Source organism: Psychromicrobium xiongbiense, from assembly GCF_030271165.1.
Lineage (GTDB): Bacteria > Actinomycetota > Actinomycetes > Actinomycetales > Micrococcaceae > Renibacterium > Renibacterium xiongbiense.
In genome coordinates, this window is sequence record NZ_JASSZH010000014.1 from 181279 (window position 1) to 204277 (window position 22999).

The 22999-nt window shown below is 65.1% G+C and carries 20 protein-coding genes; 9 read left to right on the plus strand and 11 right to left on the minus strand.

The features are described 5' to 3' along the window. Positions 1 to 73: 73 nt before the first annotated feature. Positions 74 to 724 carry a DUF4232 domain-containing protein gene (locus QQM37_RS06210; protein ID WP_285725718.1) on the plus strand — a complete coding sequence of 217 codons (651 nt, stop codon included), beginning with the start codon at positions 74 to 76 and terminating at the stop codon, positions 722 to 724. Here QQM37_RS06210 and QQM37_RS06215 read toward each other — a convergent pair. The 6 genes from QQM37_RS06215 to QQM37_RS06240 form a co-directional block, all read right to left on the minus strand. Then, a complete protein-coding gene (locus tag QQM37_RS06215; protein WP_285725719.1) occupies positions 683 to 1243 on the minus strand; it encodes a hypothetical protein in 561 nt (186 codons plus the stop codon). The genes QQM37_RS06210 and QQM37_RS06215 overlap by 42 nt on opposite strands. Before the next feature lie 172 nt (positions 1244 to 1415). Beyond that, positions 1416 to 2096, minus strand: coding sequence for a GntR family transcriptional regulator (locus QQM37_RS06220; protein WP_285725720.1), 681 nt, complete (start codon positions 2094 to 2096; stop codon positions 1416 to 1418). Between the two features lie 93 nt (positions 2097 to 2189). Beyond that, positions 2190 to 3236, minus strand: coding sequence for a zinc-dependent alcohol dehydrogenase (locus QQM37_RS06225; protein WP_285725721.1), 1047 nt, complete (start codon positions 3234 to 3236; stop codon positions 2190 to 2192). A 56-nt stretch (positions 3237 to 3292) separates the two neighbouring features. Continuing rightward, the gene (locus QQM37_RS06230; protein ID WP_285725722.1) at positions 3293 to 4054 is read right to left on the minus strand and encodes a TIM barrel protein; all 762 of its coding nucleotides are present in this window, start codon (positions 4052 to 4054) and stop codon (positions 3293 to 3295) included. Between the two features lie 73 nt (positions 4055 to 4127). Then, complete coding sequence (locus QQM37_RS06235; RefSeq protein WP_285725723.1) at positions 4128 to 5045, minus strand: sugar phosphate isomerase/epimerase family protein; 918 nt, start codon at positions 5043 to 5045, stop codon at positions 4128 to 4130. Then, positions 5045 to 6469 carry an MFS transporter gene (locus QQM37_RS06240; RefSeq protein WP_285725724.1) on the minus strand — a complete coding sequence of 475 codons (1425 nt, stop codon included), beginning with the start codon at positions 6467 to 6469 and terminating at the stop codon, positions 5045 to 5047. The genes QQM37_RS06235 and QQM37_RS06240 overlap by 1 nt, the downstream gene beginning before the upstream one ends. A 198-nt stretch (positions 6470 to 6667) precedes the next feature. Here QQM37_RS06240 and QQM37_RS06245 point away from each other — a divergent pair, with 198 nt between their 5' ends. The 8 genes from QQM37_RS06245 to QQM37_RS06280 all read left to right on the plus strand — a co-directional run bounded on the left by QQM37_RS06245 (position 6668) and on the right by QQM37_RS06280 (position 19052). Beyond that, complete coding sequence (locus QQM37_RS06245; RefSeq protein WP_285725725.1) at positions 6668 to 8293, plus strand: FGGY-family carbohydrate kinase; 1626 nt, start codon at positions 6668 to 6670, stop codon at positions 8291 to 8293. Continuing rightward, positions 8290 to 8988 carry an L-ribulose-5-phosphate 4-epimerase gene (locus QQM37_RS06250; protein ID WP_285725727.1) on the plus strand — a complete coding sequence of 233 codons (699 nt, stop codon included), beginning with the start codon at positions 8290 to 8292 and terminating at the stop codon, positions 8986 to 8988. The genes QQM37_RS06245 and QQM37_RS06250 overlap by 4 nt, the downstream gene beginning before the upstream one ends. Before the next feature lie 318 nt (positions 8989 to 9306). Beyond that, positions 9307 to 10005: a DUF6318 family protein gene (locus QQM37_RS06255; RefSeq protein ID WP_285725728.1), complete on the plus strand. Its 699-nt coding sequence runs from the start codon at positions 9307 to 9309 to the stop codon at positions 10003 to 10005. Positions 10006 to 10008: 3 nt separating this feature from the next. After that, on the plus strand, positions 10009 to 10929 hold the full coding sequence (locus tag QQM37_RS06260) for a hypothetical protein (protein WP_285725729.1): 921 nt from the start codon (positions 10009 to 10011) through the stop codon (positions 10927 to 10929). Positions 10930 to 11036: 107 nt separating this feature from the next. Beyond that, complete coding sequence (locus QQM37_RS06265) at positions 11037 to 12347, plus strand: ATP-binding protein (RefSeq protein WP_285725730.1); 1311 nt, start codon at positions 11037 to 11039, stop codon at positions 12345 to 12347. A gap of 76 nt (positions 12348 to 12423) precedes the next feature. Beyond that, entirely contained in the window at positions 12424 to 17238 is a 4815-nt protein-coding gene (locus QQM37_RS06270; protein ID WP_285725731.1) for an ATP-dependent helicase, read from the plus strand. Beyond that, complete coding sequence (locus tag QQM37_RS06275; protein ID WP_285725732.1) at positions 17231 to 18085, plus strand: DNA-formamidopyrimidine glycosylase family protein; 855 nt, start codon at positions 17231 to 17233, stop codon at positions 18083 to 18085. The genes QQM37_RS06270 and QQM37_RS06275 overlap by 8 nt, the downstream gene beginning before the upstream one ends. A 13-nt stretch (positions 18086 to 18098) precedes the next feature. Next, positions 18099 to 19052 carry a pseudouridine synthase gene (locus QQM37_RS06280; RefSeq protein ID WP_285725760.1) on the plus strand — a complete coding sequence of 318 codons (954 nt, stop codon included), beginning with the start codon at positions 18099 to 18101 and terminating at the stop codon, positions 19050 to 19052. On the opposite strand, the gene QQM37_RS06285 is transcribed toward QQM37_RS06280, so the two are convergent. From QQM37_RS06285 to QQM37_RS06305, 5 genes are read right to left on the minus strand one after another with little or no spacing between them, the layout of a single operon-like run. After that, entirely contained in the window at positions 19040 to 19348 is a 309-nt protein-coding gene (locus QQM37_RS06285; protein ID WP_285725734.1) for a hypothetical protein, read from the minus strand. The two genes, QQM37_RS06280 and QQM37_RS06285, sit on opposite strands and share 13 nt — an antisense overlap. Before the next feature lie 47 nt (positions 19349 to 19395). Next, positions 19396 to 20364: a bile acid:sodium symporter family protein gene (locus QQM37_RS06290; RefSeq protein WP_285725735.1), complete on the minus strand. Its 969-nt coding sequence runs from the start codon at positions 20362 to 20364 to the stop codon at positions 19396 to 19398. Positions 20365 to 20397: 33 nt separating this feature from the next. Next, complete coding sequence (locus tag QQM37_RS06295) at positions 20398 to 20979, minus strand: SRPBCC domain-containing protein (protein ID WP_285725736.1); 582 nt, start codon at positions 20977 to 20979, stop codon at positions 20398 to 20400. A gap of 50 nt (positions 20980 to 21029) precedes the next feature. Next, positions 21030 to 22196, minus strand: coding sequence for an acyl-CoA dehydrogenase family protein (locus QQM37_RS06300; RefSeq protein WP_285725737.1), 1167 nt, complete (start codon positions 22194 to 22196; stop codon positions 21030 to 21032). Next, positions 22193 to 22984, minus strand: a complete 792-nt coding sequence (locus QQM37_RS06305) for an SDR family NAD(P)-dependent oxidoreductase (protein ID WP_285725761.1) — start codon at positions 22982 to 22984, stop codon at positions 22193 to 22195. Before QQM37_RS06305 ends, QQM37_RS06300 begins: the two co-directional genes overlap by 4 nt. Positions 22985 to 22999: the final 15 nt, after the last annotated feature.

The window sequence follows — 22999 nt, forward strand, 5'->3', positions numbered from 1 at the left end:
CGTGGCCACCACGCAACACCGCCTCGCGGCGGTCATGTTTGACGTGCGGCCCCAGGCGCGCCACGCTGGGTCCATGGCATTCCGTCGTGCAACAGACCGTCCATCCGCCCTTCCACTCGTCTCCGTCGTGGCAGCGCTGGGTGGTGTGGCATTGCTCATGACCTCCTGCGGGGCAAGTCCGGCTCCCGCGCAGAGTTCTGGCCAGACAACGTCCGCTTCCGCCAGCAGCACACCCGGAACCTCCTCTTCGGCGGCCGCCAGCCCTTCGACATCGGCCGCTGCGGGTCCCAGCGGCCCTGCAGTGGGCCTACCGTGCACCGCTGCAGCGCTCAAGGGCACCCTCCATGACGGCAGTGGTGCCGCTGGCAGCGTCTACTACACGCTGACGCTGACCAATACGTCATCGACCATGTGTGTGCTCGACGGATACCCCGGAGTCTCCCTGGTCGGCAAGGGCAACGGCACCCAGTTGGGCGCACCCGCGGACCGCGATGCCAGCCGTCCCTCGGCAGGTCCGATCACCATGGTTCCGGGGGCAAGCGCCAATGCGGTGCTGCGGTACACCCAGGCCGGCAACTACCAGAACTGCACTCAGACTCCGGCCGACGGCCTGCGGGTCTACCCGCCCAGTGCCACGGATTCGCTGTACATCGCCCAGCCACTTACGGCATGCACGGAAAGTTCAATGGTGCTGCTGGAAATCGGAGCTTTTGCCGCGTCGTGAAGCTTGCAGCTGCTTCGGGCGCCGTGACGGGTTGAGTGCGGAGCGTAGTCTGCGCGCGGCCAGGGCGCAGAACACGGCATTGACCAACTGCAGAGCCACCGTCACGGCAAGCAAATCCACCACGACGGCGGCGACGGCGCACAGAACGGTGGCCACCCCGAGCGTCATCAGCAGGCGGGCCCGCTCGACCACGCCGTAGCTGAGCAGGGCCGCACCCAGCACCGCCCATGCACCCAGCCCGTGCAGGACCGCGACCGAGGCACCCAGGAAAATTGCGAATTCCACCACACAGGCCAGAGAGATGTAGGACGGAGCGCTGGCTCGGACCACCGGACGATGCCGGGCAAACCACCACCAGCACACCAGGCCCAGGCCCACCGACGCCAGCGAGTAATAGACCGCACGGAACTGAACGTCATCGGCCGCAACGACCGCCACCGGGGCGCCGACGGCGATGAGCGCGGCGAGCGCAGCCACAGGCACCCAGTTATTGCCCTCCCGGCCCACATACTCACCCACGAGCCTAAGTGTAGGTCCAGGGCCCCGGATCGAGCGTGCGAGATCTGGGCGGGACCTACACGGTAGGTCCAGGCCCCCTCGCACTCAATGAGCACTTGCGCACAGTGATTCGCGCGGCGACTGTGCGGTACTGGACGCTCGATGGCGGGCGGGGTGGCAGCCGGGGCAGACCCTACGCCCAGTGCGTACCGCCGGCCCGCTGGCGGACGCTCTCCAGATGGTCGTGCAGCGCGCGCAAGGCGCCATCGTGGTTGCGGTCCTCCACACAGGCGAGGATTTTTGCGTGTTCCCGGAGCGCATCCTCCGAATCGACGTGCTCCGGCCCCTCCGCCCAGGTCTGACGCGTCCGGTGCACGTCCCAGCCAAGCATGTTCCGCATGCCATCGAGATACCGATTGCCTGCGTACCGGAAGAATGTCCCGTGGAACTCGGCATCGGCCGCGAAGTGTTTCTGCACGAGAGAAAAATCAACGCTCTGCTCGTTGCGCAGCGCCGCGACAGTCTCAGCATGCTCCGCATGGCGTTCGCGCAGTTCATCGACGAAGCTGGGCCACTGGACAAACGCCCGGCTGAGCGCAGCACTCTCAATCACCTGGCGGGCATCGATGATCTCTCCGAGCTGCTCGGAGGTCAGGGGCGGCGCGACGATGTACCCACGGTTCGCGTGATATTCGATGGGGCCGAAGCGTTCGATCGACGCCAGGGCTTCACGCACCGGAGTGGGCGAGACATCAAGGTCGCGAGCCAGCGCTTCAATGCTCAGACGCTGCCCCGGCTCCCACAAGCCCGCGGTGAGCCGATCAACGATCATCGACTGCACTTCGCCACGGAGAACCTCACGCTTGCCCAACATCTGCTCCTCAAGGTTTCCGGGTCCCCATCCAGGCATGATGATGGGCTGACGCGATGACGACGCCAGCCCATCATGTCATGAGTCTGTGACCATTCAGGCAGTCTTTCCGGGGTAGAGAATCACCTTGTTCGCCTCGCCGCTGAGCAGCTCGATGACCGGACCCAGTTCGCCGAGCGGCATCCGGTGGGTGATCAGCCAGTCCAGCTCCACCCGACCGGCCTCGATCAGGGCGGAGAGTTCCTCCCAGGTCTCCCACAGCGCCCGGCCGTAGATGCCGTGAAGAGTGATCTCCTTCTTGTTGATGTACTGCGAAATGTTGAGCGAGATCGGCTTGCCGGCGTGACCGACGGAGACGACCTGCCCGTTGCGGCGCACCGCGTCGAAGAGCGTCGGGTAGGCCGCAGCGACACCGGAGACTTCGAATGCGACGTCGACTCCACCACGGTGGGCGTGCTTCTTTTCGATGTACTCCAGCACCTCGGGACCGGGTGCGAAGGTCGTCGCGCCGAGGTCCGCTGCCAGGCCCCGACGGTATTCATTGGGCTCGATGGCGATGACCTCGGTCGCGCCGAGCATCAGGGCAAATTTCACGATGAGCAGGCCGATCGGACCGCAACCGGAGACGAGCACGGCGTTGGCTGCGATGTCCTTCCCACTGCGCTGGATGGCGTGCCAGGCCACACCGGAAGGCTCCAGGAGCGTGGCGGTTTCGAAGGACATCGAATCCGGGATCTTGAAGGCCAGGCTCTCCGGAACGGCAACCCGCTCCGCGAAAACGCCGTCGATGTCGTTGGCCAGCAGCTTCATGTCCATGCAGTTGCTGGGACGTCCGGTGTTGCACATGTAGCAGGTGCCACAGGCTGCGTGGGAGTCCAGTGCGATGCGGTCGCCGACCTTGACCCGGGTGACTGCTGGGCCGACGGCGATGACGACGCCGGCGCTCTCGTGGCCGAGCACGCGGGGGAATTCCATCGGGAATCCCTGAGCCGTCTCTCCCCATTCGAAGAATTCACGGTCCGAGCCGCATACTGAGGCCGCCTTGACCTCCATCAGAATGTCGTTGTCACCGACGGTCGGCTCCGGGAAGTCGGTGACGTAGGTGGCTCCCGCGGCCGGTTCGGTTTTGATGATTGCGCGCATGAGTGTTCCTGTCGGTAAATATGGGTATAGAGAGTGGTACGTCGAAGAGCTGCTGCTCAATCGGTGGCTGGAAGATATTCGAGGCTAATCTCGCCTTGGTAGTCGGAGGATTCGACCGCCGCGAGGAAGCCCGGGAAGTCGATGCTCCCCGTTCCTGGCGCGCCCCGCCCGGGAGCATCCGCAAGCTGCAGGTGCTTCGTGTACGGCAGGAGGGTTTGCCAGGTGGCGTTGAGGTCAACACCGTTATTGGTGAGGTGGAAGGTGTCGAACAGGAGGCCGATATTCGTGCGGCCCTCTGCTTCACGATCGATGAACTCGGCGATGTCGTAGCCGTTCCGGAACGGGTAGTCCGGATTTCCCGCCACGCTGAGTGGTTCGATGAGGATCGTTCCGCCGAAGCCTGCCACCAGATCGGCAGCGTACCGGTACCTGCGCCCGGCCACGCTCAGCTGCTCCTCGCGGGAGAAACGCTGGTCCAGGTTGCCCGCAGCGACGTTGAATTTCTTCACGCCCACGCGCTGCGCCATCGCCGCAATCGCTGCAATGCTCGCCGCGAATTCCTCTTCCCGGTCGGGCAGTGAGGCAAGTCCCCGCTCGCCGGCAGCACGATCCCCGCCATGGGAGTTGAGCGCAATCAGCTCGACGCCGGCCCACTCCAGCGACTCGGCGAATCCGTCCAGTTCCTGCTGCGGCGGCGTGGCACTGTCAAAGTCCCACCAGGACTCCACCCGCATGTAGCCGTCCGCACTGGCGGCAGCGGCTCGCCCAGTCAGCGGCAGGTAGCCGTACATCGTTGACAGATTGGCGGCATAGGTCATGGGTCCTCCTTCGTTGTCCTTCAGGTGCTCATCAGATGGGGGTTGATCTCCGCGTGGCAGCGGAAGCATCCGCTCAGGCCCAGTAGTCCAGAACCTCGCGCACATACGTCACGTTCTCCGCGACAACTCCGAGAGAATCGGCACCGTAGTGCTCGCAGCAGAAGGGGCCGTCGAAGCCCAGCTCCAGAGCACGTCCAATGACCGCGCGGTAATTGATGAAGCCGTACTTCAGGGGCAGGGGCACCGTCGAGTACGCACCCGTTCGCGGATCGAAATCCCGCGAGTAGTTCTTGATGTGCCAGAAGTTGGAGAGCGGCAGCACCTTCTCAAACATCGTGGTGACGTCCTCGATCTCGCGGTGCAGGCGCACGAAGTTCCCAATGTCGGGGTTGAGGCCGACGGCATCGTGGTCAAGATCCCGGAGGAAGGCGACGGCGTCATCGGCGGTGCCGAGGAAGGTGTCCTCATACATCTCCATGCTCAGCTGAACACCGTTCTGCTGAGCATGGTCGGCCAGTTCACGCACCCGCTCGAGCGCGAGCGGACGCAGCGCCTCGTCGTCGTGGTGTCCGTCCTCGAGCCAGAACCAGAGCGCAGACTGCTGCCTGGCTGCCAGCGCCTCCATAAACCCGAGATTCACTACGCTCACGCCGAGCTCGGGCGCGAGGTCGAGGGTGCGGTGCGCCTTGGCCAGATTGAACTCGCCCTGCCCGGGATTGATGATCGAATGCCGGGTCAGGGAGATCGAGGGAATCGACACCCCCGTGTCGTCGAGCACCCGGGAGAATTCAGCCAACCGCGCTTCCGAAAGCTCCGCAAGCGGAACCCACATATCGGTCGGATCGATCTCTTCCACCCCGAGCTTGCGGACTGCCTTAAGCGTCGTGGCCCACTCCGAAGCTGGCGCATCCTTGGCATGCCCGCCGTCCTTGGCGCGATTGCCGATCTGTCCAAGATTGGCCGCAATCGGCCAGGACTTTGCTTCAGGCATTAGTTCTTGCTTCCTTTCGAGTTTCCAACCGCGTGCTGGTTGGCCAGGTCCACGGTGATCACCGGGATGCTGTAGGTCTCTGCTGTGAGCTCCTCATGCGTCTTCCGTCCACGCAACACGGTTCCCCAGATCACACCGATCACGGTCAGCACCTGAACGGCGATGACGAACGCGATGACGAGCACCGGCGAGCCACCACTGCTGGCAACGAGGGCGGTGGCGATGAGCGGGGTGGTGCCACCCAGAATGGCCACGTTGAGCTCGCGGCCGATGGCGATGCCGGAGAAGCGGTAGTGAGTCGGGAACAGATCGGTCATGAACGCTGCCTGGCAGGCGAGCGCACCGGCCTGGACGACGCCGTAGCCGAGGGTGACGGCCAGGATGACCAGCCCTGGTTCCCTGGTCTGGAGGAGCGCAAAGAGTGCGAAGACGTAGGCGGCCATGGCAATGGCGGATCCGACGTACACCTTCGCTACCCCGATGCGGTCAGCGACGAAGCCGAACAAGGGAATGGTGAAGAACGCGAGGCCGGTGCCGCAGACCACTGCCACGGTTCCGATCACGGGGGACAGCTTGAGCGTATTGACCACATAGCTGATGGAGAACGTGTTGATCAGATAACCGGCCACATTGATGCCTGAGCCGCACAGAAGGCCGGCCAGCACGCGCCCGGGAACCTGGCGGAGGGCCAGCAGCACCGGCACCCGGGATACTTTCTTGTCGGCTTTCTCCGCGGCAGCCTCGATGTTCCGTCCCTGCTCGAACTCGGGTGTCTCCTCGATATGCCGACGGATGTAGATCGCGATGACGAAGATCACGGCGCTGGCCAGGAACGGGATGCGCCATGCCCAGGCATGGAGCACCTCTTTGGGCAGGAGCGCGAGGAGCGCGAAGAGCCCGGTGGCTGATGCCAGGGCGATGCCCTGAGCTGCCTGGCCGAAACTGGTCAGGAAGGCCAGATGCTTGCGCGGTGCATACTCACTGACCGCGGTGGCGGCTCCGGCGTACTCTGCGCCGGCGCCGAGCCCCTGGAGGATCCGGGTCAGAATCAACAGAATCGGCGCCCAGGCACCAATCGTTTCATAGGTGGGGAGAAGGCCGGTGAGGACGGTGGCAAGCCCCATCAAGGTGATGGTGGCGATCAGAATCGGTTTGCGGCCAATCCTGTCCCCGATGTTGGAGGCGATGATGCCGCCGATGGGGCGCACGATGAACGCTGCGGCGAAGACACCGAAGGATGCCATGGTGCTGATGACCGGATCCGCGTTCGGAAAGAACAGCGGGCCGAAGACCAGGGCAGTAGCTGCACCGTAGAGGGCGAAATCAAAGTACTCGATGACGGTGCCGATGGAAGTTGCGATGACGACGCGACGCACTGCGCTGCGTGGAGCCTTGGGGGGATCAGTCTCATGGGATGTTGGCATAACAAATCTCCGTTGATTTTTTTGGGGTGAGACACTCGAATACCCCTACGGTAAATCCTATAGAGTTCACTGTCAAGAACTCGAATAATTGAGAGACATCTCACGCTAAGTACCACTTCAGCGCCATCGAGCATCTTTTGCTTGAATTGATCCTATAGAGTTAGGATCACCAGAGGCATCCCAACGGAAGGCGCCCCCATGTTCGCTGAGGAACATCGACAACTGGAAATTTCATCTGGGCAGGCCATCCTCGGCATCGAGCTCGGATCCACGCGCATCAAGACCTGCCTGATCAGCCAGGATCTGACCCCGCTCGCCGCCGGCAGCCATGAATGGGAAAGCACCCTCGATGGCGGCCACTGGACCTATTCCCTCGAAGCGATCCGCGAGGGCCTGCAATCAAGCTACGCCGCCCTCATCCGGGACGTGGCGCAGCGCTACGGTGTGACACCGCGCCGCTTCGCCGCCATCGGAGTCTCCGCCATGATGCACGGCTACCTTGCTCTCGATGCCGAAGGTGCCCTGCTTGTCCCCTTCCGCACCTGGCGGAATACCTCCACAACAGAAGCGGCGAGCGCCCTCAGCGCGGCCCTGGACTTCATGGTCCCTTTGCGGTGGTCGATCGCTCACCTGTACCAGGCCGTCCTCGACGAGGAGCCGCACGTTTCCAGGATCGCCTCAATCACCACGCTCGCCGGATGGGTGCACCAGCAGCTCACTGGCAGGAACGTGCTGGGCGTCGGCGACGCCTCCGGCATGTTCCCGATCGACTCCTCGACAGGAAGCTACGACGGTCATCGGATGGCCACCACACAGCGCCTGCTTGAAGATCAAGGATCTCATCTGCAGCTGCACCGCCTGCTCCCCGAGGTTCTGCCGGCCGGCGCGCTCGCTGGATCGCTCACCCCTGCCGGAGCACGTTTTCTTGACCCGGGTGGCACGCTGGAAAGCGGTATTCCGCTCTGCCCGCCAGAAGGCGATGCCGGCACCGGAATGGTGGCGACCGGTGCCGTCGCGCCGCGCACCGGAAACGTCAGTGTCGGCACCAGCATCTTTGGCATGGTGGTACTCGAGCGCCCGCTGCTCAGCGCGCATCCCGAGATCGATCTGGTCACCACCCCCGCTGGCGATCCGGTGGCTATGGTGCACTGCAACAACGGGGCCAGCGAAATCGCCACCTGGGCGCGCATCTTCGGCAGATTCTCTGAATCGTCCGGGTATCCCCTGAGCCCCGACGAGGTCTACGCGGTGCTGCTCGAGGAAGCACTCCGCGCCGACCCGGACGCGGGTGGCCTGCTTGCCTACAATTTCCTGGCCGCCGAGCCCATCGTGGGCGTTGAGACTGGAACCCCTCTCCTGGTGCGGGGAGCAGCAACCCGGTTCACCCTTGGAAACCTCATGCGGGCCGAGCTTTTCGCAGCCTTTGCGGCCCTGGGCTCCGGTATGAACGTACTGGCCCAGGAGGGCGCTGGCATCGACCGGATGCTCGCGCACGGCGGACTGTTCCGCACCAGCGGACCTGCCCAGCGACTCCTCGCCGCCGCGCTCGGCGTCCCGGTGGCGGTCTCCGCGACTGCCGCTGAAGGAGGCGCCTGGGGGATCGCAGCACTGGCCGCATTCTCGGCATCGGGCGCCAGAGAGACTCTCGCCACGTTCCTGACGGGGGCCACCACCGGAGGCGGAGGGCTGACCACGGTCGAAGCCAGTGCCGACGAGATCGCAGGCTTCCAGAGGTTCGCTGCACGGCACCGAAGCGGGCTGAACCTTCAGTCGGTCGCCGCAACCGTTCCCCCTATCCAGCAGAAGAAAGAGCTCCGCCCATGACCATCGACCTCACCACCAGCGTCCAGGCCACCCGTGAGCGGGTTACCCGCCTCCACACCGAACTGGTCCGTTATGGGCTCGTCGTCTGGACTGGCGGGAACGTCTCTGAACGCGTGCCCGGCGCCGATCTGTTCGTCATCAAGCCCTCGGGAGTCTCCTACGACGCCCTCACGGCCCAGGATCACGTCGTCTGCACCCTCGACGGTCTCCCGGCAGAGGGCTGGGGCAACCTGCACGGGCCTTCCTCGGACACAGCGGCGCACGCTTACGTCTACCGTCAGATGCCTGAGGTGAACGGCATCGTCCACACTCACTCGACCTATGCAACCGCGTGGGCGGCGCGCGGCGAGGCCATTCCGTGCGTCATCACCGCGATGGCGGATGAGTTTGGCGGGGAGATTCCGCTGGGGCCGTTCGCTATCATCGGCAACGAATCGATCGGCCGCGGCATCGTCCAGACGCTCACCGGACACCGCTCACGCGCCGTGCTCATGCAGAACCATGGCGTGTTCACCATCGGCAAGGATGCCCAGGATGCCGTGAAAGCCGCGGTCATGTGCGAGGACGTCGCGCGAACCGTACACATCGCCAGGCAACTCGGAACGCCGCTGCCGATTGCCGACGAGTCCATCGACAGCCTGTTCGACCGATACCAGAATGTCTACGGTCAGGCGCCGGCCGGCTCGCTCGGATAGTCACGCCCTACGCCCCTGACGCCCAGGGAGCGCTCCCGCACCATGTTTCGCGCGGCGACTGTGCGGTACTGGACGCTCGATGGCGGGTCGAGTGCGGGTGGCTGTTACCAGGTCCCACCTCGGGCCCTGGTGAACCGGGACCAGACAGCAGATCCCGCCTCGAGGGTCAATGAACCGGGACCTGGTGACAGCTTCACGGGGATGTCGGGGAAACTTATCCACATTTCTGTGCGAGGGCTGTCATTTTGCCCTGATGGAACCGTAGGGTGGACTCAGCTCAGTTGACCATCCAATGGGCTAACCCGGAAGGTGGCCCCGATGGCAGGGATACAGCAGCGTATGGCGAAGCACAGTGTGATGAAGCAGCGTTCGATGACGACCGGGTCCTGGCAGCGCGCGGGAGCCGGTGTGGCCTTGGTGCTGGCCCTGGGGTTGCTGGCCGGGTGTTCTGGTGGTTCGGATCCTGCAGGGTCTTCTTCCGCACCAACGCCCTCATCTGCGTCTGTTTCAACTTCCGCGACACCAACCACCACGGCAGCCGCCGCACCGTACAAGCCAGCCGATCTCAACGGCCCAGCACAGAACGTGCCGAAGCCCGTGAAACCTGCACTGGCAGATGAGTTCTCCGAGAAGGGCCTGGATGCCTTCGCCAGGTACTGGTACGACATTTTCAACTACATGCAGGAAACGAATGATCCAACCATCGTTCAAACAGTGACAGATCAATCGTGCAGCCGGTGCAATGTCTACTTCGCTGCCCTCATCGATAACCAGGCGAAAGGGACCTGGATTATGGGTGGCCGAATGGTGGTCACGACTATGCAGGCAACGTTCAAGCCGACACCACAAGGTCTCTATCAGGTGGTCATTCAGTACAACGTCGAAGGTGGTCAGTACGTTCGTCAGGGAGGGGTCCCGGGTGATCAGATTAAGGCAGAGAACGCAAACGGGGACGTCCTGGAGGCAAAGTTCGACAATGGCGTCTGGAGAGTCGCCAATGTTGGAAAGATTGCGTGACTCATGGGTTCCGTGCGCCGATCGCTGGCAGTCCTCTTTTCGCTCGTTATTTTGACTCTGGCTCTGGGCCTTCCCGCTCATGCCGACGGGGGTGACGGCCCTCAGTGGAACAGCGGAAATGGCGGTATTGAGACTTATCTCAAGATCGCGGTTGACGGCTCAGATGTCTGGACCGGTTCTGACGTGATCGCCCCATCGCCCGGTCACAGCTATCGCTTCGAAGTTCTCTGTCAGGCAGACACCCAGAACAGCGGTGACACGAATGCGTTCTGCCAATCACAACTGAAATCAAACTGCACAGCAGGAACCAACGGCACTTATGTGCAGTGGTTGAGGACTTTGGCCATGGTCACGCCTCCTGATTGGCAGAAGGTCGGTACCCCGACCTGCGTCTACGATCAGAAACCCGTCGACATCCTGGAACAGATCGCAGCCCAGATCCAGGCAGAGTTCGCCAAACAACCCATCAACGGCGGCGTGCTCACATCCCAACCCGGCCCACACACCATCAAAGGCTGGGACACCAACTTCACCGTCACCTCAACAAAACAGTCCTTTGACCTGACCCTTCTGGGCCAGAAAGTCCACATTGATGCACCCCCGGTCGCCTACACCTTCCCCTCCGGCGACGGACCCCCCCCGGGGCCCCAGGCCACCCCCGGATATGCGTTGAAGGATGACTACATCGGTCATACCCCCACGCCGCCCAGTCATGGTTATCAGGACCCCCTCGACTACACAGCCAGTGTGTCCACGACGTTCACCGGAACCTACACCGTCAACGGCGGACCCACCCTAACCATCCCATGGCAAGGCAAAGTCACCACAAACCAGGTAACCCTCATGGTCTGGAAAGCCGTCATCCGACAAGTCCAGGACACCTGCACCCAAAACCCCACATCCTGGGGCTGCCCCGGAACCTAACCCCGGCACCTCAACCCCGCCCCCATTCCCAGCCGCCGCCGGTTCCCCTATGCTCACAATAGGTAACCGATCTGACCCACGACAGTGCAGGACGCAAGGAGCGGGACATGAGCAGCTGGCGCATCAGAGACTTCCATTCCTCGGACATGGACAGCATTCTGAATCTCTGGGAGTCACTCAAGGCGGACAATATCGGGCCGGTGTATGCGCTTTCCGAGGTGCTGGCCTCCTGCGAAAAGGACCATGCCGTCGTGGCGGTTCTGGGCGAGCAAGTGGTGGGTGCCGCCGTCGGACGTGCCGCCCATGAGCAAGGCTGGATTGTCTTCCTGGCCACCCTTCCCGAGTTCCGCGGCCGCGGCATCGGCACCTCGCTGCTGGCCGCCGTGGAGAAGCGGATGGCGCCCCACGGCCTCAACAAGCTCTCGGCGCTCATGCCGGAATCTGAAACCCGGGTGGAGGCCTTTCTGAGCCGTGGCTTCGTGGTCAAAAAGAACCTGCGCTACTTTGAACGGACCATTCCGGTGCAACGCGCGGAACTGGAACCGCTCAGTGAGCTGGGCGGCCGGATCCTGCCCCGCAATCTCTGGGAAAACGTGGCCGGGATGCGGCGTGAGAAGGAACTTCTGGAACGCAGGCTCGTCCTGCCGTTGGCCCAGGCCGACCTTGCCGATGAATACGGAGTGGTGCCGCCGCGCGCCGTCGTGCTCTTCGGGCCACCCGGGACCGGCAAAACCACCTTCGCCAAGGCCATCGCCTCCCGTCTGGAATGGCCCTTCGTGGAGGTCTTCCCCTCCCGGCTGGCCGCGAATCCCCAGGGGCTTGCCGGGGCGCTGCGCGAGACGTTCCTGGAGATTGCGGAGCTAGAGCACGCTGTGGTGTTCATCGATGAGGTGGAGGAGATCGCCTCGCAACGCTCCGGCGAACCGCCGTCGCCGTTGCAGGGCGTCACGAATGAGCTGCTGAAGATCATTCCGGCCTTCCGCGAACAGCCCGGGCGTCTGCTGGTCTGCGCGACCAACTTCATCCGCGCCCTGGACACCGCTTTCCTGCGGCATGGACGTTTCGACTACGTCATTCCGATCGGCCTGCCCGATGCCCATGCCCGCGAAGCCATGTGGCAGCGCTTCATCCCTGCTTCCGTGCTGGATTCGGTGGAGGTCGGGCTACTCGTGGAGCGCACCGAGGGCTTCTCCCCCGCGGATATTGAGTACGCGGCCCGCAGCGCCTCCCAGCGCGCCCTGGAAAAAGCCGTGTACGATGCCGATGCCTCAGGCAGCCAGAGCGGCGAGGGAACAGGCGAGCGCAAGGGGCCACTCACCCAGGACTACCTGGAGGCGATCGCCGAAACGCGTACCACGGTCAGCGATGAGGTTCACCAGGCCTTCCTCGAGGACATCGACGTGTTGGGCCGGGTGTAGAGGGAAGTCGGTACTCGCGGGTGTGCTGGAAGCACGCCGCGCAGTTCCTGTCGGTGCGGTGCGTCATGATGGAGCCATGGCCCCGAACGCCCTCGATCTCTTCAGCGCCCCCACCCGGGCGTGGTTTGAGGGTGCCTTCGCAACTCCGACCCCGGTCCAGACCGAAGCCTGGGAAGCCATCTCCTCCGACGCTCATGCCCTGGTGGTCGCACCCACCGGCTCGGGCAAAACCCTCGCCGCCTTCCTGTGGTCCCTCGACGCTCTGATCTCTGGAAAATTCGCGGCCGATGCCGCCTCAGCCGAAGGCGCCATACCTTCAGGGGAACCTCAACGCGGCACCAGGGTGCTCTATATCTCCCCGCTGAAGGCTCTGGGCGTGGATGTGGAGCGGAACCTGCGGGCGCCACTCATCGGTTTGCAGCACAGCGCCGACCTCCTGGGCCTGCCTACCCCGCTAGTGAGCGTCGGAGTACGCAGCGGTGACACCCCGGCCGGGGAACGGCGTCGCCTGCTCAGCCATCCTCCGGACATCCTGATCACCACCCCGGAATCCCTGTTCCTGATGCTGACCTCGCAGGCACGCCGGACCCTGGCCTCGGTGCACACCGTCATCGTGGATGAGGTGCATGCCGTGGCCGGGACCAAGCGCGGCGCGCACCTGGCGGTCTCCCTGGAGCGGCTCGATGAGTTGGTACGGGAGGCCGGGAACCCGCCAGTGCAGCGCATTGGGCTGTCCGCCACCGTGGAACCCCTGGAAACGGTGGCCCGCTTTCTCTGTGGGGAGGCGCCTTGCCGGATCGTGGCGCCGCCCGCGAAGAAAACCTGGGACCTGCAGGTCACCGTGCCGGTAGAGGACATGTCAGATCTGGCCTCCGCCGCAGCTGCCCACGATCTGGGACCAGCCTCCGGACTGCAGCCGAATGCCTCGATCTGGCCGCATGTGGAGGAGAAGATTGTCGATCTGGTGGTGGCGAACCGCTCCACCATCGTCTTCGCCAATTCGCGCAGGCTGGCTGAGCGGCTCACTGGCAGGCTCAACGAGATCTATCTGGAGCGCCTCGATGCCGCGGCTGACGGTTCTCCTGATGCCGAGCCGAAGACCAGCGCACCGGACACCCGAGCTCCCACCCGGCTTCCCGCCGAGATGATGGCGCAGGCCGGTGCCACCTCCGGTGCGGAACCGGTGCTGGCCAAGGCGCACCACGGCTCGGTGTCCAAAGAGCAGCGGGCGCTCATTGAGGACGATCTGAAATCAGGGCGGCTGCGCTGCGTCGTAGCCACCTCCAGTCTGGAACTGGGCATCGATATGGGGCTGGTGGATCTGGTGATCCAGGTGGAATCCCCGCCCTCGGTGGCCAGCGGCCTGCAACGCGTCGGCCGGGCCGGGCACCAGGTGGGCGAGGTATCCCAGGGCGTCCTGTTCCCCAAGCACCGTGCGGATCTGGTGCATTCGACAGTCACCGTGGAGCGCATGCTGGCCGGACAGATCGAGCCGCTGTCCATCCCGGCCAACCCTTTGGACATCCTGGCCCAGCAGACCGTGGCGGCCGCCGCCCTGGGCACCATCGGCGTGGAGGACTGGTTCAGCACGCTCCGCCGGTCTGCCCCGTTCAGCTCCCTCCCCCGCTCCGCCTACGACGCCACGCTGGATCTGCTGGCTGGCCGGTACCCCAGCGATGAATTCGCCGAGCTGCGGCCCCGGATCATCTGGGATCGCAACGCCGGGACGCTGACCGGCCGCCCCGGCGCACAGCGCCTTGCGGTCACCTCCGGCGGCACCATCCCGGACCGTGGGCTTTTCGGGGTCTACCTGGTCGGCGCCGAGGAGGGGAAGAATTCTCGCCGGGTCGGTGAACTCGACGAGGAAATGGTCTACGAATCCCGTGTGGGGGACGTCTTTGCCCTGGGCGCCACCAGCTGGCGCATCGAGGACATCACGCATGACCGGGTGCTGGTCTCCCCCGCCTTCGGCCAACCGGGCAAGCTCCCCTTCTGGAAAGGCGACTCGCTCGGCAGGCCGGTTGAACTCGGCCGGGCAATGGGGGCCTTCGTCCGGGAGGTCAGTAGTGCCGCCCGGGAGGACGCCCTGGCACGGTGCACGGCCACCGGCCTGGACGACTACGCGGCGGGCAACCTGCTGGGGTACCTGAGCGAACAGCAGCAGGCGACCGGCATCGTGCCCGATGATCGCACCCTTCTGGTGGAACGGTTCCAGGACGAACTCGGCGACTGGCGGGTGGTGCTGCACAGCCCCTTCGGCATGCCGGTGCACGCACCCTGGGCGCTGGCCGTCGGGGCGCGACTGCAAGAGCGGTACGGGCTGGACGGCTCTGCCATGGCTGCCGATGACGGCATCGTGCTGCGGGTGCCGATGATGGACGATGAGCCTCCCGGCGCCGATTTGTTCCTCTTTGACGCCGAGGAGCTGGAGCAGATCGTCACCACCCAGGTGGGCGGTTCGGCGCTGTTTGCTGCGAGATTCCGGGAGTGCGCAGCCCGGGCGCTGCTTTTGCCCCGGCAGAACCCCGCGAAACGTTCCCCCTTGTGGCAGCAACGGCAGCGGTCATCGCAGCTGCTGGATGTCGCCAAAAAGTACCCGAGTTTCCCGATCATTCTGGAGACCGTTCGCGAATGCCTGCAGGACGTCTACGACCTGCCCGCGCTCAAGGACCTGGCCGCCTCGTTGGCCCGGCGGGAGGTGCGGATGACCGAGATCACCACCACACAGCCCTCGCCTTTCGCCAGGTCGCTTCTGTTTGGCTATGTGGCCAGCTTCCTCTATGAGGGGGATTCTCCGCTGGCCGAGCGCCGGGCAGCGGCCCTCTCGCTGGACCCCACTCTGCTCAATGAGCTCCTGGGCCGGGCGGAGCTGCGTGAACTGCTTGATCCGGAGGTCATCGCTCAGACCGAGGCACAGTTGCAGCGAACTGCTCCGGATCGCCGGGCCAGGGGCCTCGAAGGGGTTGCCGACCTGCTGCGTCAGCTGGGTCCGTTGACGGTGGCGGCCGTGAGTCAACGGCTCGATGCCGCCGGGGAGACTGACCAGCCCGCCGATGGCGACACCGCGGCCCTGCTGGAGGCCCTGGTCCGGGATCATCGTGCCTTCGCTGTGAACATCGCCGGGGTGCGGTGTTACGCCGCAGTGGAGGATGCCGCCCGGCTCCGCGATGCCCTCGGCACGCCGCTGCCGATGGGGCTCCCGCTGGCCTTCATTGAACCGGTGGCGGATCCGCTGGGCGATCTGGTCTCCCGGTTTGCCCGGACCCACGGCCCCTTTGTCCCTGCGGATGTGGCCGGCGCGCTGGGGCTGGGCGTCGCCGTCGTGCTCTCTGCGCTGGAACGGCTGGCAGCGGATGGCCGGGTGGTGCAGGGTGAGTATCGGCCGGATGCCGCCGATGGCCTGGAATGGTGCGATGCCCAGGTGCTGCGCCGCATCCGGCAGCGCTCCCTGGCGGCACTGCGCTCCGAGGTGGAACCGGTGGACCGGGCGGACTACGCGCGCTTCCTGCCAAGCTGGCAACATGTCTCCTTCCCCGGATCCGGTGCGCACGGTTCCACGAATGGCGCCACCCTTCGCGGTGCCGAAGGTGTGCTGACGGTGGTGGACCAGCTGGCCGGGGTACCGGTCCCGGCCTCGGCACTGGAACAGCTGGTGCTGGCCAGCCGCGTCCGCGACTACACACCGGCGGTTCTGGACGAGCTCATGTCCTCCGGCGAGATCCTCTGGTCCGGCGCCGGGGCACTGCCCGGCAACGATGGCTGGGTTTCGCTCCATCTGGCGGACTCCGCAGCCCTCACCCTCCGCCCGGACCCCGACTTTGAGCCGGGCAGAATCGGCATCGTGCTGTTGACCGTCCTGGAAGCCGGCGGTGCCTATTTCTTCCATCAGCTGCGGGAAGCACTGGGGCGACAGGGGTCAGAGGGTCGGCAGGGGTCCGGCCTACCCGGTGATCTGCCGGATGAGGCCACGCTCAGCCAGGCGCTCTGGGAGCTGGTCTGGGCAGGACGAGTGGGCAACGACACCTTTGCCCCGGTGCGCGCGATGCTCGGTGGCGGGCACACCGCGCATCGACAGCGGCCGCAGGCGCCGCGCCTACGGCCTTCGCGACGGTCGTCCCTTCCCGTTGGCCTTCCCGGGGGACGGTATGCCGGTCTGGCTGCTGCCCGGGCGCCGGTCACGCCCGCGAACGCGATGCTGACCGGGCGGTGGAGTGCGCTGAGCGTACCCGAGCTGGACCCGACGGTGCGCGCTCATGCCATGGCGGAGCTGTTGTTGGACCGCTACGGCGTGGTGACCCGGGGGTCGGTGGTGGCCGAGGGCCAGCCCGGTGGCTTCGCCCTGTTCTACAAGGTGCTCTCCCGCCTGGAGGAGCAGGGTAAGTGCCGTCGGGGCTACTTCATTGAAAAGCTCGGCGCCGCGCAGTTTGCCGTTCCGGCCACGGTGGACAGGCTACGCAGTTTTGCCAAGGATTTCTCGGCACGGGATGACGCTGCGGACTCAGCACCCCAGGGCGCGCCTGCACAACCTCGCGAGGCGCTGACCCTCGCTGCCACCGATCCGGCCAACCCCTATGGGGCCGCCCTGGCCTGGCCCGCACTGGAAGCCGGTCACCGGCCGGGGCGGAAGGCCGGGGCCTTGGTCGTTCTGGTCGATGGCGAGCTGGTGCTCTATGTGGAGCGTGGCGGGAAGACGCTGCTCTGCTTCACCGCGGATCTGCCGAGCCTGGAGGCCGCAGCACGTTCCCTGGTGCACCTGGTACAACGCTCCGCCGTGGACAAACTGGCAGTGGAAAGAGTCAATGGCGAGGGCATCCTGGAGACGCCGCTGGCCGCAGCCCTGCTGGCGGCGGGTGCCTATTCCACGCCGCGCGGAGTGCGGATTCGTGCCTGAAGGGGACACCGTCTGGCGGCAAGCGCAGCAAATCGGAGCTACGTTGACCGGCTCGGTGCTCACGGGCAGCGACATCAGGGTGCCAGCCTTCGCCACGGTTGACCTGCGCGGCTTCCGGGTCGAATCGTCCACCTCGCGGGGCAAGCATCTGCTGCTCGCTCTCCGCGCCCCGGATGGTTCCCCGGATGACTCTACGGATGACTCTGGGAAGGACACTGCGCTGGTCATCCATTCCCACCTGAAAATGGAGGGCAGCTGGCAGCTGTACCGTCCCGGCGAACGATGGCGGCGGCCCGCGCACACGGCCCGGGTGATCCTGAAGAGCGCACAGGCGGTGGCCGTTGGCTTCTCTCTGGGCATCCTGGAGCTGCTCAGCCCTGAGGAAGCTCGCCGCGCGCTGGCTTTTCTGGGTCCGGATCTGCTGGGTCCGGACTGGGATGCAGCCGAAGCCCTTCGACGCCTGTGCTCGGACCCGGCCCGCGCACTGGGATCGGCGCTGCTGGACCAGCGGAACCTGGCCGGCATCGGCAACATTTACCGCAATGAGCTCTGTTTTCTGGCCCGGGTCCATCCAGAAACGCCGATCGCTCTGGTGCCGGATCTGCCCCGCGTGATCGACCAGGCGCACCGCCTGCTGGAGGCGAACAAGTCCCGGATCCACCGCAATACTACCGGCGGCGGCCGGGCTGGCAGCTGGGTCTATGGTCGGCATCGTGAGCCCTGTCTGCGCTGTGGTCATCTGATTCAGAGCGGTGAATGGGAAGGACGGGTGATCTACTTCTGCCCGAGTTGCCAGCCTGCGCTGGACCTCCTGGGCCGGAAATCCCGGGAGACGCCAGCCCGGTAAAGTCTCAGGGGTGATGGAATCCCCGCTCCCGGTACGTAACGGCGTCAATGCGACGCGGTTACGGCTGCCTGCCGAGGGGCCCTGGGCCACCGCTCTGGAGTATGTTCTGGATCGATTCGGCCACGTGGACCCGGAGGGCATCGCCGAGCGGTTCCGTCGCGGTGAGGTCCAGGGCGTAGGTGGCGTCCCGCTGACCGAACACACCCGGCTGGGCGAGCACACCTTCCTCTGGTACTACCGGGAACTGCCGGTGGAAGATCGACTCCCCGTGGAGCTGGCGGTGCTGCACCAGGATGAGCACCTGGTAGTAGTGGACAAACCGCACTTTCTCCCCACCACACCCGGCGGCCGTTATGTGGCCGAGTCGGCGCTGGTCCGCCTGCGTCTGCTGCTGGACCTGCCAGACTTAGTGCCGATCCACCGGCTGGACCGGATGACCGCCGGCGTGCTGCTGTTCGCGGCCAATCCGCAGACTCGCGGTGCATACCAGCTGCTGTTTGAACGTCGCCAGGTACGCAAAATTTATGAGGCAGTGGCCGCGGTACGGACCGATCTGGCACTGCCAGGGACCGTGCGCAGCCGTCTGCACAAATCGCGCAGCTACCTGCTCACCCAGGAACTGCCCGGGGCCGCGAATGCGGAAACCCGGATTGAGCTGCTGCGCAGCTGGGAGCACGATGCCGGTCAGCGCGGCAACACGCAACGCGGACTGTACCGTCTGTCACCGCACACCGGGAAGACCCACCAGCTGCGTGTGCATCTCGCTTCGCTGGGGATCGGCATCGTCCATGATCCGTTCTATCCGGTGTTGCACCCCGAAGCACCGGACGACTACACCAGACCGCTGCAGCTGCTGGCCCGCAGCCTGGAATTCGTCGACCCGATCTCGGGGCGATCCGTGGAGCATCGCAGCGCCCTGGAACTGAGCGAAGTGCGGCCAGCGTCCGGGGACCCTCAGCCCAGGTAGATCCACTTTCCCGCACGACGGCGCAGGGTGCTCAGCCTGCCGGTGGTCGCGACCTGCTCAACGCCCTGGCGGAGCATGGCGCTGGCGGTGAGCGCCTCGTTATCCTCTTCCCGCTCCGAGGTGGCCTCCACCAGGAACCGGACCGTGATGGTGGGCACCCCGCGGACAACGTCAAGCGAACTCGCCTCCACCAGATGCACCGATCCCATGGTCAGGACGGCGGTATCCATCACCGCTTCCGGCGGATTGCCCGCCCGCAGACCCGTGATTTGCAGAACCGCACGAAAGGAAGGCACCCCTCCAGCCTAAGTGAAACCCTAGCGGGAGGGACGGACGATGGCGCTCAGTCCTTGATCGGCCTGCGCGCCAGCCAGGCTGCCACCAGGGCGCCGGAGATGTTGTGCCAGACCGAGAATACGGCGGAGGGCAGGGCGGCGAGCGGGCTGAAGTGCGCGCTCGCCAGGGTGGCCGCCAGACCGGAATTCTGCATCCCCACCTCAAAGGCCAGGGCGCGTCGGGCCCGACTGTCCAACCGTCCCACTTTGCCCGCCAGGTATCCCAGACCCAGGCCGAAGCCGTTGTGTAGCACCACGGCGAGGAACACGATGCCGCCCGCGGCCACCAGCTTGCTGGCACTGCCTGCCACCACGATGGCGACGATCAGGGAGATGACCAGAGCCGAGGCCCACGGCAGGATGGGCAGCATCTTCGCTACAACCCTCTTCAGGAACAGCCGGACCACCAGCCCTGCGATCACCGGCAGAAGCACCGTCTTGACGATGTCCAGCACCATGCCACCGGCATCGATGGTGAGGAATGAACCCGCCAGCAGGAGCGTCAGCGCCGGGGTCACCAGGGGCGCAATCAGTGTGGAGACCGACGCCACCGCGACGGACAGGGCGACATCGCCCTTGGCCAGGAACGCCATGACATTGGATGCCGTACCCGAAGGGGCGCAACCGACCAGAATGACACCCACGGCCAGCTCCGGCGGAAGGTGCAGGAGCATGGCGATGGCCCAGCCCGCGCCCGGCATGATCACGTAGTGAGCCACAATGCCGAGCAGCACTGCCCAGGGACGACGCACCACCGAGGCGAAATCCGGTGGGGTCAGGGTCAGGCCCATGCAGAACATGATGACACCCAGCAGATACGGGACGCTGAGCGAGAGCGGCTTGAAAACATCGGGCGCCAGAAAACCCGCCGCCCCGGCCGCGAGGACCAGAAGAGGGAAGACGGTGACGGCGAGCCGGGCGAACTTCGCCTCGGCCGCGAGGGCAGGGTTATCCAGAGGAGCTGTTGCCGTGGGCATCCACCCATGCTGCCACACAGTTGGGAGAGGTCGTCACCCGGAGACAGCCTCCTGTGCGGCGTACTCGGCGCGGATCTGCTGCCAGGCGGGGTAATGAAGTTTGTACCAACGGTCCCAGTCCACGGTCCCGCCGCGGAGCACGGCGTCCAGGTGATCGAGGTGGATATGCCAGCCCGCCGCGGTATTGAGCCGCGCCTCCAGGCTCTCCGACGGACCCCCCGCCGGCCCATGAGCGACCTTCAGGGTCAGTTCGGTGCTGGACTCCCCGGGCCCGGATGGACCGGCCAGGCCAATCTCGCCGCTACGCAATTCCCAGCGCAGGACGCCGTGCACGCTGTTGTCGATTTCAAAGACCCGCCCGGGGACCACTTCCAGCACGGTGCCAACCCACCAGTCCAGCGGAGGCTCTCCGGGCGGAGTGTTCAACCAGCGCAAATCCCAGGCGTCCCCCGGCTGAAGCTCTCCGCGGGATTCCGCCCACCACTTTCTGGTGTACTCCGGGTCAGTGAGGGCCCGCCACAGCACGCTTTCGTCCTGCGGGTAGGTCCGTCGGTAGGTCAGGGTGAATCCCTCATCGCCCTGCAGTTCCATCGTGCCCAGGTAGTCCGCACTCATGATTCCTCCTCCAGCGAGTCGTACTCCAGCGGGGTGCCACCGGCCGGGCGTCAGACAATCGCTGAAAGCCCTGTGATCGACCGCCCCACAATAAGCGTATTGATCTCGTGGCTTCCTTCATAGGTGAAAATCGCCTCGGCGTCAGCAAAACATTTGGCCATCCCATAATCGGTCACGATGCCGTTCCCGCCCAGGATGGACCTGCCCAGCGCCACGGTCTCCCGCATCCGGCTGGTGGTGAAGGCCTTGGCCAGAGCCACCTGATCCATCGTCGTGGCGGGCTGCGAGGTGAGTTGCTTCATCATGGCCAACGATGCCGTCAGGTTGCCGAGCATGGTCACCAGCTGAGCCTGGATCAGCTGGAATGAGGCCAACGGGCGGCCAAATTGCAGGCGGCTGAGTGCATAATTCCGTGCACAGTCATAGGCACCCAGCTGGGCCCCCACCGCCTGCCAGGCCACCATGGCGCGGGATCTCTGGAGCAGCACATTCGTGTCCTGGAAGGAATTCACCCCAACAAAACGGTCTGCTTCCGGAACCCGGACGTCGTTGAGGAGAATATGCGCGTTCTGCACGGTGCGGAGCGCAATCTTATTCTCGATTTTGCTCCTGCTCACGCCAGGCAATGTGGCGTCCAGAATGAACCCGCGCACCTTCCCCGGCTCCTCGGCGTCACGGGCCCAGAGCACCATGTGATCGCAGAACGTCCCATTACCGATCCATCGCTTGGCACCGTTGATCACCCAGCTCTCCCCCTCACGCCGGGCCGTCGTCGTCATGCCGCCAGCCACATCGGAGCCGTGATCCGGTTCCGTGAGGGCAAAGGCTCCCGTGGTGCGCAAAGCCAGCGCATCGGCCAGGTACCGTTCGCGCTGCTCTTCGGTGCCGAACTGGTAGAGGGATTCGACAAAAAGGTCGTGGTGGACCAGAAAGAACGTGGCCAGGGAGGTGTCCACCCGGGTGATCTCTGCGATGACCAGCCCGGCAAACAGCGGACTGTAGCCCTGCTGGATGGCGGTGCTGAGCCCCAGCTTCGCCAGTGCCGGCAGTATATGGGCCGGAAACTCGCCATCGTTCCACCACTGCACGCAGTACGGCGCCACCTCCGCCGCCAGAAACTCCCTCAGGGTGGCCAGCTTCTGCTGTTCAAAACGGTTCAGTGAGGCTTCACACTGGTAAAAATCGGCGTCCGGAAGCGAGGCGCCAAGAGAACTCATTTGGGTTGCATCCGGATGGCGCCGTCCAGCCGGATGGTCTCCCCATTGAGCATCGCGTTGGCCACAATATGCTCCACCAGTGCGGCGTATTCCCCGGCCTTGCCCAGTCTGGACGGATGCGGCACCTGCTGCGCCAGCGAATCCTGCGCGGCCTGCGGCAGCCCCGCCATCATGGGCGTCTCAAAAATGCCCGGCGCAATGGTTACCACCCGGATCAGCGAGCGCGCCAGCTCGCGGGCAATCGGCAGTGTCATCGCTGCCACCCCGCCTTTCGACGCCGAGTAGGCGGGCTGGCCGATCTGCCCGTCAAAGGCGGCCACGGAGGCGGTATTGACGATGACGCCACGCTCAGCAGTCTCGTACTCCCCCACCACCGGCTCGCTCGCCGCCATCGCCGCAGCACTGAGCCGGATCACGTTGAAGGTACCGACCAGATTGATCTGCACCACCCTGCTGAACGCCTCTAGTGGCAACACGCCATCGCGCCCCAGGACCTTGCCGGGCGTCCCCACTCCGGCGCAGTTGACCACGATCCGCAGTGTTCCCAGCCCGGCAGCAGCATCGACGGCGGCCTGCACCTGTGCCTCATCACAGACATCGGCCGGGGCAAACACCGCACTGCCGGGCCGGATCGCGTTCAGTTCCTCGGCCACCGCCACACCCTGCGATCCGGGAAGGTCCACCAGAACGATGCCGACCTCCAGGCCATGCAGGCGGCGCGCCGTGGCGGCGCCCAGACCGGAGGCACCCCCGGTGACCAGGGCGACCGCCTGCCCGCTGCCAAGCATTTTCAGATCCACTGT